A 15,939-nucleotide genomic window follows, 5' to 3' on the forward strand; every position below is an offset into this window, starting at 1 on the left:
CTCGGCTAGTATTAAAATCTATCGAACACAGTGTTTCTGTCTCCACCTTACCTTATACAAGAGCAAAATCAAGCGTTTTCGCTTCAAGATCCGCTTTCATGACGCGGAATTTCACGCTGTCGCCCAAGCGATATTTTTTGTGTTTCTTTTCTCCGACGAGGGTGTAATTTTTCTGATCGAGTTTGTAATAGTCGTCAGTGAGATCTCGGAGGCGGATCATTCCTTCGCATCGCGTGTCTTTTTCTTCAATATAGATGCCCCATTCAGTCACGCCGGAAATAATTCCGTCAAATACTTGGCCGACTTTATCCTGCATGAATTCAACCTGCTTGTATTTGATACTTGCTCGCTCCGCTTCGGCAGCAGAAATTTCTCTCTCGGTATTTTTGGTCGCGAGGGATTGGTAGCGAGCAATTTCACCTGATTGGATCGGCTCTTTATTCAAATGCCGTGCGAGAAGGCGGTGCACCATGAGGTCGGCATATCGGCGGATCGGGGAAGTGAAGTGGGTGTAGTATTTGAAGGCCAACCCGAAATGTCCGACATTCTGGGTCGAATAGACGGCTTTTGCCATGCTTCTGATTGCTGCAGTTCTGATGAGTCCCGCCTCTGGTTTTCCTTCGATAGAAGTGAGAAGTTTTGTAAGATCTTTCGAATGAATTTCTCCATTTTTTTCTTCGAGCTCATATCCGAGCGCTTTGATAAATACTGCAAGATCTTTAATTTTTTCTGCGTTTGGCAGATCGTGAATGCGGTAGATCATCGCGGCATTTGTCTTTCCTTCCGCTTTGTATGCTTTTGAAATAAACTCTGCTACGCCTCGGTTTGCAAGAAGCATATATTCCTCGACGAGTTTGTGGGTGTCGAGCCGTTCTTTTTTATAAACTCGAATGGGCTTTCCCGTTTCATCGAGCTCGAATTTTACTTCAGTCTGCTCAAAATCAATTGCGCCAGCACTAAATTTTTCTTTCTGCATTATTTTTGCAAGACGGTTGAGTTCGATAAGTTCTTTTGCATATTCACCGCTACCCTGATTAATTCTTTCCTGCGCTTCTTCATAGCTCCAGCGTTTGTCGGAATTTATGATCGTCTTTCCAAACCAGCTTGATTTTACTTTTGCATTTTTGTCGATAATAAATACTGCCGAGAAAGTAAGCTTGTCTTCGCGGGGGTTTAAAGAACAAATATCATTTGAGAGAACTTCGGGAAGCATGGGAATAGTGCGGTCTACAAGGTAGACGGAAAACCCGCGCTTGACTGCTTCGCGGTCAAGCGCGGTCCCTTCTCGCACATAGTGCGAAACATCAGCAATATGCACGCCGATCTCTGCATTACCGTCTTCGAGTGGCTTGTAAGAAATCGCATCGTCGAAATCTTTCGCATCAACAGGGTCAATGGTAAAAGTGAGCGTATGGCGGAAATCTTTTCGCTTTGCTATCTCTGCTTGCGGAATCGGCTTTTCAGTTCTCTCGATATGCTCCGCTTCAGCCTCAACTTCAGGAGGGAAGTCGGTGTCGAATCCTTTTTCGAGGACGATTGAATGCATTTCTGCATCATTGTCGCCTTTCTTGCCGATTATTTTTATAATTTTTCCTTTCGGATTTCTTTCCGGATCTGTCCACTCGGTAATTTCTACCTGCGCTTTCATCTTATTTTTCATCCGCTTATCGGTGCCCGTGTCGGTAATATAAATATCTTTGTAAACTTTTTTGTCGTCAGGAATAAGAAAAACAGTGTTTTTGTTGATATGAATTGTGCCGACGAAAGTATTTTTCGCTCGCTTTATAATCCGTACGACTTTTCCAGTTTGTCGTTTGCCGGGTGCGAGAGGGAACAGGCCGATTTCTACTTCGTCGTTATTGAGAGCAGTATTTAAATGTTCCGGAGCAATTTCAATATCCTCTGCACTTTCTGGGGCGCCTTGAATTTCAGCATATCCAACACCTTTTGCAGTAACAAAAATACTTCCCATGAGAAGCGGGCCTTTGATTGGAGTTTTGTCGTGATGAGACTTTGAGTGGGGTTTATCGGTCTTTTTGCCGTGTTTCTCGTGTCCGCCTTGAGTCTTTTTGTGCATTCGGCTACTATAGCAGAAAATACCTTGTTTTGTAAGGGTTTAAAGTAAATATTGACATAAGTATATAAAAATGATAATATACTGTTATTGTTGGATTGGAATCCAGCAGGCATCGCATCTAGTCCCGTCGGAGGCCAAAACCCCGCGGAAAAAGACGGAGCGAAAAAGAAAGGAGTAGTAGCATGCAGATTCGAGTGTACCTTAAGGCGGGCGTTGCACAGAATGAAAAGTTCCGAGACGTTGCGCCAGGGAGTATTTATTGGGGAGAGAAAAACTTTCCGCTTTCCCGGGATAAATTTGGCAGGCTTTTTTTCACCATGGAATCAGGTGAGTCGATTCCCGAGGATTTTTTCGAATCGGTGGAGTTTTTCAGCCTCTCTGCCTCTTGGCTGAAAGTGGCTCATCGTTGCACAGGAGAGTACCAAGATGTTCCTGATGAGGTCGTCCATGAAGAAGGACGAGCCCGCGGTTTTCTGGATCTTCGTCCAAGTGGTAGTGGTCCAGAGTATTACCTCCGGCTTTCTACCCTCAACGGCGGCGACGAGAATGATCTCGAAAATTTGTATTGGCGAATCCGTGAAGGGAACATCGCTCCGGTTACCAGTTGGGAGGAGAGACAAAAAAAGTAGTAAGGTTGGGATACTGGCCTCGTATGGAAAAGCTTCGGCTCCTACATGCGAGGCTTTTTCATTTGCCCAAATTTGACCTTTCAGGCTCATTTTGCTACTATCTTCGGGTGTTAAAAATCAGATTACAGCGAGTAGGACGCAAGCATGAACCGGTTTTCCGGGTTGTTTTGACTGATTCTAAGAACTCTACCAAGAGCGGAAAGTACCTTGAAGTACTCGGCTCTTTTGATGCTCGAAGCCATGAACGACAGACTGTGGATGCAGAGCGAGTAAAGCACTGGATTGCACAGGGCGCGGAACCAACCGACACGATGCACAATTTCCTCATTAGCCAGAAAATCATTACCGGAAAGAAACGAAACGTACTGCCAAAGAAATCTCCTATTAAGAAAGAGGAGGCTGCGAAGGCACCAGAGGCTCCTAAGGCGGAGGCTGCTCCTGAAGCTCCAAAAGAAGAGAAAAAAGAGGAAGCAAAAGCATAATTAAATTCGAAAAGCCCGCGACGTTAGTCGCGGGCTTTTCCTTCGCTAACATGTGTGTCGCATTAAATTTAGCTTTTGTTTTTTCTCTAAAAAGGTGTATAGTATGTTTTTAATGAGCCTCGGTATACAGAAAGTCTTCCAAAAACCAACAAAGCAAAATTCCCCAAAGAATAGTTTTCATTATTTCCCCTTTCAGGGGATTTTTTCTACTTTATGAAATTATTTCTTGAAGACGGGTCATCATACGAAGGAAAAAGCTTTGGCGCACCAGTTTCGATGAACGGCGAAGTAGTTTTTAATACGAGCATGGTTGGATATGTGGAAAGTCTGACCGACCCGTCCTATGCAGGCCAAATTCTCGTCTGTACCTATCCGCTCATTGGAAATTACGGCGTACCAAGTTCTTCTTTGTTCGAATCAAAAAAAATTCAAATTGCCGGACTTGTAGTATCGGAATATTCAGAAAATTATTCGCACCACGAAGCGAAACAATCTCTCGCAGAGTGGCTCAAAAAAGCTAAAATCCCGGCAATTACCGGAGTCGATACGCGCGCAATCACCAAAAAACTTCGCGAACGCGGAGTGATGCTTGGTGCGCTTGCCGAAGAAGTGCCGAAAAAATTTACCGATCCGAATGAAGAAAATCTTGTCGCAAAAGTTTCCACAAAAGAGAAACAAAAATATGGCTCGGGCAAGATAAAAATCATTGCTATTGATTGCGGAATGAAAGAAAATATCGCACGCTCTCTTGCCCGCGACGGTGTTACCGTTGTTCGCGTGCCCTGGAATTATGATTTTACGAAAGAAAAATATGACGCCCTTTTTATTTCCAATGGTCCCGGCGATCCCGCGATGTGCACAACGACAATTGAGAATATCCAAAAGGCGATGAAAATGAAAAAGCCAATCCTCGGTATTTGTCTTGGAAACCAGCTTCTCGCCCTTGCTTCAGGCGGGAAGACGTTCAAATTAAAATATGGACATCGCTCGCAAAATCAGCCTTGCACGGACCTCCTCACAGGAAGGTGCTATATCACTTCGCAGAATCATGGATTTGCGGTAAACGCAAAAAGTCTGCCGAAAGATTGGAAGGTGTGGTTTACCAACGCGAATGATGGAAGTGTGGAGGGTATTATGCACAAATCTCTCCCTTTTCGAGCCGTTCAATTTCATCCGGAAGCAGCACCGGGTCCGACAGATACCGCGTGGATCTTCGATGAATTTTTAAATTCGATCAAGATTCACCCGCCAAAGTTTTCGGGTGCATAAATAAAAATCCTTAATCAATTAATCCAATTTTCTATAAAGATTTAATGTGTTACAAGTCATAGTAGAAAATTTCGGCGGGTAAATGAAAAAGAATCATAAAATAAAATCAATACTTCTTCTTGGTTCCGGCGGACTCAAAATCGGCCAAGCGGGAGAATTTGATTATTCCGGCTCACAGGCGATCAAAGCATTCAAAGAAGACGGCCTTCGAGTGGTCCTCATGAATCCAAATATCGCGACAGTTCAAACCGATGAAGGATTTGCCGATAAAGTGTATTTTCTCCCGCTCACTTTGGAATATGCTGAGAAAATAATTGCCGATGAGCGCCCCGATGCCATCGCCCTTTCTTTTGGCGGACAGACGGCGCTGAACCTCGGACTCGAACTTGAAGAAAGCGGAATTTTGGAAAAATATAAAGTGATCGTGTTGGGAACTCCAACTTCAGCTATTCGCGATACGGAAGACCGCGCCCTTTTTACGGAACGCTTGAAAGAAATTGATGTTCACACGGCGAGAAGTTTTGCCACATCGAATACGAAAGAAGCCCTTGAAGCTGGCAAGAAAATCGGCTTTCCGCTCATGATGCGCTCTGGTTTTGCTTTGGGTGGCGAGGGTTCAGGGATGATAAAAAATCAAAAAGACCTTGAGATAAAAACGAAAGAAGTATTTCGCTCTGTCTCACAAGTTCTCATCGAAGAATATCTTGGCGGATGGAAAGAAGTTGAATATGAAGTGGTGCGGGATGTGTCTGACAACTGCATCACTGTTTGTAATATGGAAAATGTCGATCCGATGGGAATTCACACAGGCGAATCAATCGTAGTTGCGCCATCGCAAACGCTTTCCAATCGCGAGTACCATATGCTTCGCGAAGTGGCTATCAAAACGATCCGCCATCTTGGAATTGTTGGTGAATGCAATATTCAATACGCTCTCAATCCTGAAACGAGCGAGTATAGGGTCATTGAAGTGAATGCTCGGCTTTCGCGCTCTTCCGCTCTCGCTTCGAAAGCAACTGGATACCCGCTCGCATTCGTCGCCGCAAAACTTATTTTGGGATACACCTTGCCCGAGCTTAAAAACAATGTAACGAAAAGTACGACTGCATGCTTTGAACCAGCGCTCGATTATCTCGTCATGAAAATTCCGCGGTGGGATTTGGCGAAATTTGAAAATGCCGCGACGCGTATCGGCACGGAGATGAAAAGCGTCGGGGAAGTGATGGCGATCGGAAGAAGTTTTGAGGAAGTGCTTCAGAAGGGGATTCGGTCGCTGAATATCGGTGCAGATGGTTTTACCGCCCAGCATAATGGGGGATTTATAATCGCTGATGTTGAGGGAGAGATACGCGAGCCGACCACACGAAGAATTTTTGCGATTGCTCAAGCACTCCGTTCGGGCATGAGCGTTGCGAGAATCCATGAACTTTCAAAGATCGACAAGTGGTTTCTCGAAAAAATGAAAAATATCATTCTCACAGAGGAGAAGATACAAGAGGCCAGGAAACTCGATGACACTCTTTTGAAGGAAGCGAAACAGAACGGATTTTCTGATCTCCAGATCGCAACTCTTCACAAAACTACGGAAGAAAGAATCCGTACCATTCGAAAAGGCAGAAAAATTCTGCCGGTTGTAAAACAGATCGATACCCTTGCCGGAGAATTTCCCGCGCGGACAAATTATTTGTATGTGACTTACCATGGTACGGAAGATGACGTAAAACCTGGGAAGCGGGAGATCGCTGTTATTGGAAGCGGGCCATATTGTATCGGATCTTCGGTTGAATTTGATTGGTCATGCGTGCAGGTTTTGAAAACACTTCGCAAAGAAAAACGCCAGACTGTGATGATAAATTGCAATCCCGAAACGGTTTCCACTGATTATGATGAATCGGATCGGCTTTATTTCGAAGAACTTACGCTTGAGCGAGTGCTCGATATCGCGGATTTTGAAAAACTTGAAGGAATTGTAGTTTCTACTGGCGGGCAGATCGCCAATAACCTTGCGCTTCTGCTCAAAAATAACGGCTTGAAAATTCTCGGCACCTCTCCCGATGATATTGATAGAGCGGAAGATAGGCACACATTCTCAAAACTTCTTGATCTTCATGAAGTTGATCAACCGCAGTGGATCGAGGCAACCAACAGAGAAAAGGCGCTTCGCTATGCGAGTGAATTTGGCTATCCCGTTTTGGTCCGGCCTTCATATGTGCTTTCCGGTTCGGCTATGAGTGTTGCTTATGATGAGCAGTCTCTTATTCAATGTTTGGCAAAAGCGGCCGATATTTCAAGTGATCATCCTGTAGTCATTTCAAAATTTATCGAGAACGCACGCGAGATAGAAATCGATGGCGTTGCACAAAACGGAAAACTTGTCATTTATGCCATTACCGAACACGTGGAAAATGCCGGCACTCACTCCGGTGATGCTACAATTGTGCTCCCTCCTCAACGCACCTTCCTTGAGACAGTGAGGCGCGCTAAAAAAATTACAAAAGCGGTGATTGCCGAGCTTGAAATTACCGGTCCATTTAATATTCAATTTTTGGCAAAAGATAATCGTATTCAGGTTATTGAATGCAACGTCCGGGCTTCGAGAAGTTTTCCATTTGTTTCAAAAGCTACTGGATATAATTTTATCGAAATTGCCACTCGGGCAATGCTCGGGAAGGATGTGCGCGGGGAATATAAAACGCTGGACCTTGATCATGTGGTTGTAAAGTCACCCCAATTTTCATACGGACGCATCAAAGGCGCTGATCCGATCGGTTATGTGGAGATGGGTTCGACGGGAGAGGTGGCCTGTTTCGGAGATTCATTTGGAGAAGCACTTATTTCTTCAATGCAGGCATCGGGAATGCGGCTGCCGAAGAAAAATGTGCTCATCTCGCTCGGCAAGGAAGAAAATAAAATAAAACTTTTGTCGGCGCTTCACTTGCTTGCACAGCTTGGACTTACTCTTTATGCGACGGAACATACCGCTGATTTTTTGAATGAGCAGAATATAAAATGCGAAAAAGTTTTTAAAATTCACACCGGTTCAACTCCGAATGTGCTCTCGCTTATTGAAGGCGGGAATCTTGACCTTATTATTAATATTCCGGCCCGAGCACTTTCCCGCGAACGCGAAGACGGCTTTATCATCAGACGCAAAGCGATTGATCACAATATTCCTCTTATCACCAATCGCCAGCTTGCCGAGGCTTTTATCGTCGCGCTTGCGGAGAAACACAAGAAATAACGAGGGTTTTACTGTTCTTGATAATTTTTCCGAATTACAGTATTATAATTTCATTACAAGAACGACCGCACACTCAAAAAGTGGAGGTTTAAGGCAAATATCATGAACGAACAAGACACGCAGTTTCTCGAGTACACAGTGAAGGCTTTAGTAGACAATCCAGGGGACGTAAAGATTGTGCGAACGGTGGATGAGATGGGAGTTCTCATGACTCTCTCTGTCAATCCAGCGGACATGGGAAAGATCATCGGACGAATGGGTAATACTGCAAAGGCTATTCGAACATTACTGCGAGTTGTCGGAATGAAGAATAATGCTCGAGTAAATTTGAAGATCAATGAGCCGGAAGGAGGAATGAAAAAAGAATACCCCTCTCAAACCCCGAATATGAAAAGTGTTGATGAAGCTATGGCGGATTTGAAGATCTAATACAAAAATTTCAAGAAAAAATCTCCGAAAGGAGATTTTTTCTTTTGTTCTTAAAATGCTAGCATTTAGGAATGAACGAATTGGAACAAGTCAAAAAGGATATACAGGAGATAAAGGAAAGGAACACTCGAGTTGAAATGGACAAGGCTTGGGAAACAAGTCTTTTTCGTAAGATTCTCATTGCCGTTTTGACGTACATTGTCATTGTTCTTTTCTTCACTTTTGCTCATTTACCAAATCCGTTTGTGAATGCTATTGTCCCCACTCTTGGATTTCTTCTTTCTACGCTTTCAATTTCTCTCTTTAAACGTCTTTGGATGAGGGGAAATAAATAATGGAAATTTCTATTTTGGGGGAGAAGGTAGAAATACAAGAAAGTTCGCGAGCTCGGCATTTGCGGGTTATTGTCGAAGTTGATGGGAAGGTAAGAGCAGTTATGCCGGTGGGGTATTCGGAGCGGAAACTTGCGGCGTTTTTCGAAGAGGTACGCCCCCGGATCGAGAAGAAAGTTTTGTATTTTCAAAAGAGGAAACACAAAATTCATATCAAATCGAGTCGAGCCGATTTTTTGCGCCTTAAAAAATCGGCGCTCGCGCTCGCAATCTCCCGGCTCGAACATTTCAATCAGTTTTACAATTTTAAATATAAAAAAGTTTCAATTCGTAACCAAAAAACCCGCTGGGGAAGCGCGTCGCGGAAAGGAAATCTTCAATTTAATTACAAAATCGCCCTTCTCCCGCCGGAGCATCGCGACTACATTATCGTCCACGAGCTTTGCCACTTGGGCGAGTTCAATCACTCCCGCGCATTTTGGGCATTGGTCGCAAAACAGATTCCTCGGTGGAAAGAGTTGCGGAAGAGTCTTCACTAGTAGGGTTGTTCTATTCCGGAGAGGGAAGTGAATCCCAAAGTGTTTCAAAAAGTATTTTTCTGGCTTCTGCGAATTTCTGATCTTCTACAATGAAAAGGGAACCCTCGTATCTCCGTGCAAGAAAAGCCACAAATTTAGTCGAAATAATTTCAGTAGAAGAAAATATCCCGTGTTTTTCCGGAAGGAGCCGAGAAACGCGGTTTTCAGAAATGTCCTTCTTGGTAATCTTTCTTGCATAGATTGTATCAGTAATAATCTGTCTGCTTTTGATCCCTAACTTCTTTTTTTTGTCGATAATGTCGTCTAAAATATATTTTTCTTTCACAAAATCCAGAAAGCTTCGTCCATCGGTGATAATGAGATACTCCCGCTCCTTCGACTCAAATAGCATATTCCAAACTTTTTTGAATCCCGCTGGCCCGGAAAGAAAAGAAATACGGGGGAGGGGATTTCGCTTTTTTTGAACCGAATCGTGTCCTTGCATCGCCATTGCGTCTTGGATTTTTTCTTCCGCCAATTTCGCGAGCTCTTCTGGGGCGATTGCTTTCCAATACGTTCTTTTACCCCGAAGTATTTCAAAGATTGCCCCAGAATTCTCAAGTTCCGGAAGAAGGGAATAGAGGGTCGTTCGTTTTATTCCCGATGCTACGGCAATTTCCGCCATAGTCGCTTCATTAAGAGAAATAAGCGCGGCATAAGCTTTAGCTGATTTCTCTGTGAGCCCGCAGGCGAGAGCTATATTTTCTGGCTTCATATCTAGAGTTTACAGGAAAAGGAAAATTTTGTCCAAATTTTCGACAAAACCCATTGTGAGCTTGTCTAGAAAAGGTACATTGAAAGAGGAAATGCGAAAAGGTTCTTTTACAAGCATTTACAAACAGGGCTATCATGCCCGGAAAGGAGGCCTATCATGGCCGACAGGTACGGATTGTTTCTCGGAGGCGTGTCCGGTTCAGGCAGCCCGAGAGTGTTTCAGAAGATGTGGTTTCAAGGGGAGACGCTGTTCAAAGCTCCTCTCGAACGCGGTCGTTTCGGCATTCATACCACGTCGCTTGGAATCGCGGCGGGCGACACGGGGATCTTTGTGGATTCGGGAAGCGGCATTACTGACGTTGCTGAGTTTCTGAAGCTTCTCGAAGTTCCTTCTGTCTACGGACTTCAAACTCACGAACACAAGGACCATATCGATACGCTCCACAGAAATCCATTCTTAGGGCAATCGGCAGGAATGCTCAAAGAGTATTTCTGGCCGAGACTTCTCGGACAGTCTGCTGATACGTTCCAGAGATCGTTTATGGATTGGCCGGTCGGACCGGTGGAGACGAAAAGGCCGAAGATCTTTATGCCCGAATCTCTGCTCGATCTCGGCGCCGTGAAAGTGGCGACGTATTTGCAAAACCACGGCTTTGATGTGGTTCGCAAGTCTCCTGGTTTCTCTCTGGGTTTCAGAGTGGAGACGGCTCGGGGAACAATCGTTGTCGCTACAGATCATGAAATCGGACAGGACCCGACGTACCGAGAAAAATGCGCAGCATTTTTCTCGGGAGCAAAGATCCTCTATCACGATCTGCAGTACCGTGCTCGTGAGTATGATGGTACGGTCGGAATATGCGGTGGCACTCCGATGCCTCGAAAAGGCTGGGGGCATTCCACGCCTGAAATGCTTCACGAAGTCGTGAGGCTTTGTAAGGAGCCGATCGGCACTCTTATTCTCGGACACCATGATCCGGAGCGGCACACTGGGGACCTCGAAAAGTTTGAAGGCGAAGTCCAGAAACTTTTCACTCCTCTGTGCGCCAAGGTCCAATTTGGCCGGGAAGGTAAGTACTATAGTTTGTAAATGTGGTGTTCGCGGGGTTCGTTGTTATGACGGACCTCGTTTTTTTATCGGATATTTTTTGTTAAGTTAAAAAATTTGAGAAAATACAGGAATGGTCTAGAGTGTATATATGGAAGAATACATTTCCCGTATCTATGAAGAAGCTCTCAAACGCGGCTATAGCGGTAGCAAAAAAGAATTTATCGAAACAGAAATAAAACGAAGTGTGGTTTCGGAAATTCCGCAACTCGAGGACACGCTCGATACGCATTTTGTTACGCAAGCTGTCACTTTTGGAACCGACGAGCCGAGCTACTGCGAGCTCATAGGTTCAGAAGAAGTGTTACGACTTCGCGCAGTAGGCGAGGCAAAATTTCTTCTCCTGGGCTCGCTCGGGTCTTATTCTGCCCGCGAATTTAAAAATTTTGCACAAAAAATCTCCCAGAAAATAGAACCGTTTGTTGTTGATATTGATCCTGTATCCGTAGAGAAAATCAAAAGGGAATGGGGAAATACAGAAAATGTCATGGAGACAGACGCTCGCAACTTGCCCTTTGGCGAGGAAATTTTTGATTACGTTTTTACGAACAGGCTTTTTCATGATCTCGTGAGGCGAAGCGGACACCAAAGAGATATCGAAATTGTGTTTCAGGAAGTATCACGAGTACTGAAACGAGGTGGAAGTTTTGTTATCGCAGAAGATTTGTACGGAAATTTTGCAAAAAAGCGCGATAGTACAAGAATGAAAAGAGAACTTATCTCTCTGGCAGGAAAGAATAGTCTCAAGGTGCTGAAAACTCTGGATGATTTGATCGAGTTTCCATTCACCAAAGAGAGAAGTTCAGCAAAGTTTGATAATGACGGGAAACCGAATTACGGAGAAGCATTTCTTCTCAAAAATTTTCCAGGGTTTACTTTTGGTGCGAGGTTTGTGAAATCTTGAAAAAAGTCAAAAATGTGTTAGAGTAGCACAATGAATTTCAGCGTTATTACTTTATTTCCCGACTCTTTTTCCTCATATCTCAATGAGTCTATTATCGCTCGCGCAATTCGAGAGAAGAAAATCTCTGTGAAATTTTACAATCCTCGGGATTTTGTACCTAAGAGCAAGCGGGGAGGCAGGGATAATAATTATGCTCGGGTGGACGATAAGCCATACGGTGGGGGACCAGGAATGGTGATGGAAGCTGAACCAATTTTGAAAGCTGTTGCAAAAGCAAAAGGGAACAAGAAGAAAGTAAAAATAATTTTATTTACGCCAAGCGGAGAAAAATTTACAACGAAAAAAGCAAGCGAACTAGCTCATAAAGTGGGGGATGTAATTCTTATCTGTGGGAGGTACGAAGGTATTGACGCACGAGTGCAGAAAATTCTCAAGGCTGAAAGTATTTCGATCGGCGATTATGTGTTAACTGGAGGAGAGTTGCCGGCGATGGTTCTCATTGATTCTGTCTCCCGTCAGATCCCAGGGGTACTAGGAAATTTCAATTCTCTCGAAGAATCCCGTGTTTCAAGCTCTGAAGTCTACACAAGGCCAGAAGTGCTCACTCATAAGGGTAAAAAATATAAGGTACCGAAAGTGCTTCTTTCTGGACATCACGGCAAGATTGACGAGTGGAGGGCGCGAAAATAAACCTTCTGTTTTCCCTATAGTGTTGTTGAGCTTTTCCACATTTCTCTAAAAGACCTCCTTTTTTCATAGTACAATAGAGGTGTGAAGTTTCTTTCTTCTACGGCGAAACGTATCTTTTTTCTTTCCATACTGATCCTTTTGGGAGCAACTTTTTTTGCGTTCGGTGCGTCTGCTTCTCACACGGATGGGACAATTGATTCTACAAACAAGTATGCGAAATTTTACGACACGAGTCTCGGAACTATAAATTTTGGCGTGATCGGTTCTACAACGCCCTGTACGACAGATGTCGTGCATGTAACCGATACTCTCATTACAGGATGCGTGTGGGGAGACCGCGTGGGATGGATAAATCTGACACCACCTGGTTGCGGAGTAACAAACGATGGAGAAGGAAATTTGGGAAATGCTTGTCCGAGTGGTGGAGCCTGGGGGGAACAAACCGGATGGGTAAATTTTCATCCAACTTTCAGCGGGGTAGCGCCGGTGACCATTGACTCCAACGGAGATTTTAACGGATATGCGTGGAGCCAAAATTACGGCTGGATTGTTTTTAATAAAGCGACACACGATTTGGGAGTGGGGAATTTTAAAGTTTCTACTGACTGGAGACCCGCGAGTGCCCGAGCATTTCAATGTAGTGATAGTACTGATAATGATGGAGACACGATAATCGACTATCCGGATGATCCGGGTTGTTCGACTGGAATTGATGATGATGAAACTGATCCTGTTTCAACTCCAACTCCTTCGCCAACTCCAGGAGGTAGCAGCGGGGGCGGCAGTACACCGACTCCTACCCCCGTAGTTACTCCGACCCCCACCCCAACTCCGGTAGGTGAGACGCCGACCCCTACTCCATTTGGAGCAACTCCGACACCGATAGGCGGAACTCCAACACCAACCCCAGGTCCCGATGAACCTACGCCAACTCCAATCGGAGCGACACCGACTCCTGGGCCAGGCGAAACGCCGACACCAACAACATCAGGTGAGCCTGGAGTGACCCCAACTCCGGGTCCAGGGGCTCCGACGCCGACGTCAGAACCATTTTTCCCGCCTCTTGATCTCCCTCCGCTCCCTCCGCTTCCCCCTGCCGTACAGAATGCAATTGATGCTGGAGCAACTACTGTGAGAGAAGTAATCAAAACTCCTTCCGGCGGAGTGCTTACTAAAGTATTGCCGACTGTCGGAGTTGTTACGGAAGCGGGTGCTGCAGCAGGGGCTGTTTTTGCGACACCTATTGTGTTTTCAGAGCTTATCTTTTTGCCTCTTCGATTATGGAGCCTCCTTCTCGGTTTCTTTGGTCTGAAAAAGAAAAAACGCCAGCCGTGGGGAGTCGTCTACGACTCAATAACCAAACAGCCTCTCGATCCCGCATACGTTGTTCTTGAGGACGGGAAGGGTGAGGAAATCACTTCGTCAATCACCGACCTCGATGGCCGTTATGGATTTTTGCTTGAGCCTGGAACGTATAAACTGGTGGCAAATAAAACGAACTATACATTCCCTTCTAAGGCACTTGCAGGCAAGACAGAAGACGTTCTCTACAAAGACCTCTATTTCGGCGAGCCGATCGTTGTGGGCCAAGCGGGGGAGACGGTTACAAAAAATATTCCGCTCGACCCAATAAAATTCGACTTCAATGAATTTGCAAAAGGCAAGCAACAGCTTACGAAATTCTATTCAAAGCATGATGTTCTCATTCACAGAATTTCAAACATCTTTTTCTACGTCGGTCTTGTTATCGCTTTTGCCGCGCTTCTCGTTGCTCCAGAGCCTTACAATATTATTGTCTTCGTTGTGTACCTCTTTATGCTTGCTCTTAAATACTTTGTCTTCCGACCGACGCCGACTGGCAGTCTTATTGATAAAGAAACCAAGTTTCCACTTTCATTTGCAATCGTTCGCGTGTTTTCTGTAAGCCTTGGTCGAGAGATGACGCATCGAGTTGCCGATATTCACGGCAGATACTACTGTCTTGTTCCATTCGGGAACTACTACGTTACAGTTGAAAAGAAAAATGATGACGGAACATACACGAAAGTCTTCACTTCTCCAACCATTCAGGCAGGGAAGAGCGGAATGATCAAAGAGAGCTACACCATTTCAACTTCCGGAGTGCTGAAGGACCAAACTCCTCCTCCGCCCAACCCTCCAACAAATCCACCATTACCTCCGCCGACCCCACCAACACCTACACCACCGACGACTCCGCCTGCACCACTAACTCCGGCTCCTGCCCCAGTTCCGCCAACGCCAGCTCCCGTACCTCTCTATGCTGGAAATCCCGATCCAACAGTCCAAAACAAAATTCCACCAGCATCGAATCCGCCAATACCTCCAGCTCCTGCGGTCTAAACCTCAATTCTGTTATACTTTTACTATGAAAGACTTGATTATTCTCTCTGGTGCTCCAGGAAGCGGCAAATCGACTATCGCGGAACTTCTTCAGAAAGAACTTCAGTGTCCCTATATTGATTTTGGCTGGCTTCGTGAATTTCATTTGAAACCAGATTGGAGTGATGCTAGTGAAAAAGAAGAGGGAATTGCTTTCGACAATCTAGTCTACATTCTCCGAAATTATATAAAAAATGGATATAAAAACATCCTCGTCTCTGATTTAACAGATGAAAGGGTACAGATGTGTCCAGAATTATTTTCGAAAGATAATTTCGTAATTCTTTCTCTTGTGGTAGATTCCGATAAAGAACTCAAAAACAGAATAACGATTCGTAATAGCGGCTTCGTCAATACAGAGAAAGCTCTCGCTTGGAATCAAAAATTGAAAGAAAGAAAATTATTAAAGAATGAATACAAAATAGATAATACTGAGAATGATCCCAGGGCGACTTTTCAGAAAGTATTGAAAATAATACAAAGTTAGATTTAGCACTAAAGCGACCTACAACTTTCCGGAAACATCGCGGAAGCCACGGGCATGGTCTGTCAACGTCCCCGCCCTGTAAGAGGCGGGGCTCATTGACAGCCGTGAGCTGAGCGTGAGGAAAATTCCGTCGCAGGCGGAATTATTCTGGTTTCCGAAAAGTTCGTGGGGAGCGGCCTATTTGAGTATCGACTCCGCTTCCTTAATAATATCTTCAGGAGTTACTGTTGCCTTAATGAGATATGTTGTAACGCCGAGTTTTTGTCCTTGTTTGATCTGATCGTCGGAACCGAAATTTGAAAGGATGACAATCGGAATCATTTTTGTTGATTCGCTGGCTTTGAGTCTCTTCACCGTTTCAAATCCGTCAATTCCAGGAAGAAGCACGTCACAGAGAATGAGTTGCGGCTTTCCTTCTTCTGCCATCTTGAGTCCTTCTTCTCCGCTTCCTGCGTGAGACATGACCGCTCCAACTTTCCCTAACTTTTTCGTGACGAGATCAGCAAAGAATGCATCGTCTTCAATAATAAGAATCTTTTTATTTTCTATAGACATATGATTGTATTAATCTTGTAGAAGAGACTATAGCATACAGGATAAAA

15 protein-coding genes are annotated in these 15,939 nt (G+C 44.7%); 12 read left to right on the forward strand and 3 right to left on the reverse strand.

Translation table 11 applies throughout. From position 1 onward, the window contains the following. Positions 1-52: 52 nt before the first annotated feature. Entirely contained in the window at positions 53-2,077 is a 2,025-nt protein-coding gene (rnr, locus tag PHS53_00595) for a ribonuclease R (GenBank protein MDD5356635.1), read from the reverse strand. Positions 2,078-2,259: 182 nt separating this feature from the next. Between rnr and PHS53_00600 the strand changes: the two genes are divergently transcribed. From PHS53_00600 to PHS53_00630, 7 genes are all read left to right on the forward strand, one after another. Next, positions 2,260-2,706, forward strand: coding sequence for a hypothetical protein (locus PHS53_00600; protein MDD5356636.1), 447 nt, complete (start codon positions 2,260-2,262; stop codon positions 2,704-2,706). 23 nt (positions 2,707-2,729) lie between these two features. Then, complete coding sequence (gene rpsP / locus PHS53_00605; protein ID MDD5356637.1) at positions 2,730-3,188, forward strand: 30S ribosomal protein S16; 459 nt, start codon at positions 2,730-2,732, stop codon at positions 3,186-3,188. A gap of 213 nt (positions 3,189-3,401) precedes the next feature. Then, complete coding sequence (gene carA / locus PHS53_00610; GenBank protein ID MDD5356638.1) at positions 3,402-4,457, forward strand: glutamine-hydrolyzing carbamoyl-phosphate synthase small subunit; 1,056 nt, start codon at positions 3,402-3,404, stop codon at positions 4,455-4,457. 82 nt (positions 4,458-4,539) lie between these two features. Continuing rightward, positions 4,540-7,698, forward strand: a complete 3,159-nt coding sequence (gene carB / locus PHS53_00615) for a carbamoyl-phosphate synthase (glutamine-hydrolyzing) large subunit (GenBank protein ID MDD5356639.1) — start codon at positions 4,540-4,542, stop codon at positions 7,696-7,698. A gap of 102 nt (positions 7,699-7,800) precedes the next feature. Further along, entirely contained in the window at positions 7,801-8,127 is a 327-nt protein-coding gene (locus tag PHS53_00620) for a KH domain-containing protein (protein MDD5356640.1), read from the forward strand. A 71-nt stretch (positions 8,128-8,198) separates the two neighbouring features. Next, positions 8,199-8,462: a hypothetical protein gene (locus PHS53_00625; GenBank protein ID MDD5356641.1), complete on the forward strand. Its 264-nt coding sequence runs from the start codon at positions 8,199-8,201 to the stop codon at positions 8,460-8,462. Further along, positions 8,462-8,998, forward strand: a complete 537-nt coding sequence (locus PHS53_00630; GenBank protein MDD5356642.1) for a M48 family metallopeptidase — start codon at positions 8,462-8,464, stop codon at positions 8,996-8,998. The genes PHS53_00625 and PHS53_00630 overlap by 1 nt, the downstream gene beginning before the upstream one ends. 10 nt (positions 8,999-9,008) lie before the next feature. Here the strand turns inward: PHS53_00630 and PHS53_00635 are convergent, their stop codons facing one another. Next, positions 9,009-9,752, reverse strand: coding sequence for a helix-turn-helix domain-containing protein (locus PHS53_00635; protein ID MDD5356643.1), 744 nt, complete (start codon positions 9,750-9,752; stop codon positions 9,009-9,011). A gap of 156 nt (positions 9,753-9,908) precedes the next feature. Here PHS53_00635 and PHS53_00640 point away from each other — a divergent pair, with 156 nt between their 5' ends. The 5 genes from PHS53_00640 to PHS53_00660 all read left to right on the forward strand — a co-directional run bounded on the left by PHS53_00640 (position 9,909) and on the right by PHS53_00660 (position 15,337). After that, a complete protein-coding gene (locus tag PHS53_00640) occupies positions 9,909-10,838 on the forward strand; it encodes an MBL fold metallo-hydrolase (protein MDD5356644.1) in 930 nt (309 codons plus the stop codon). 109 nt (positions 10,839-10,947) lie between these two features. After that, positions 10,948-11,760, forward strand: a complete 813-nt coding sequence (locus tag PHS53_00645; GenBank protein ID MDD5356645.1) for a class I SAM-dependent methyltransferase — start codon at positions 10,948-10,950, stop codon at positions 11,758-11,760. Positions 11,761-11,790: 30 nt separating this feature from the next. Then, a complete protein-coding gene (trmD, locus tag PHS53_00650; GenBank protein ID MDD5356646.1) occupies positions 11,791-12,450 on the forward strand; it encodes a tRNA (guanosine(37)-N1)-methyltransferase TrmD in 660 nt (219 codons plus the stop codon). Positions 12,451-12,531: 81 nt separating this feature from the next. Next, positions 12,532-14,811, forward strand: coding sequence for a carboxypeptidase-like regulatory domain-containing protein (locus PHS53_00655; GenBank protein MDD5356647.1), 2,280 nt, complete (start codon positions 12,532-12,534; stop codon positions 14,809-14,811). Then, on the forward strand, positions 14,729-15,337 hold the full coding sequence (locus PHS53_00660) for an AAA family ATPase (protein MDD5356648.1): 609 nt from the start codon (positions 14,729-14,731) through the stop codon (positions 15,335-15,337). Before PHS53_00655 ends, PHS53_00660 begins: the two co-directional genes overlap by 83 nt. 177 nt (positions 15,338-15,514) lie before the next feature. On the opposite strand, the gene PHS53_00665 is transcribed toward PHS53_00660, so the two are convergent. Continuing rightward, positions 15,515-15,892 (reverse strand): response regulator, encoded by a 378-nt coding sequence (locus PHS53_00665; protein ID MDD5356649.1) that lies wholly within the window; start codon positions 15,890-15,892, stop codon positions 15,515-15,517. Positions 15,893-15,939 lie beyond the last annotated feature (47 nt).

The sequence above is a fragment of the Candidatus Paceibacterota bacterium genome (genome assembly GCA_028714635.1).
In the GTDB taxonomy this organism is placed as follows: Bacteria; Patescibacteriota; Minisyncoccia; order Phycocordibacterales; family JAQTLZ01; genus JAQTLZ01.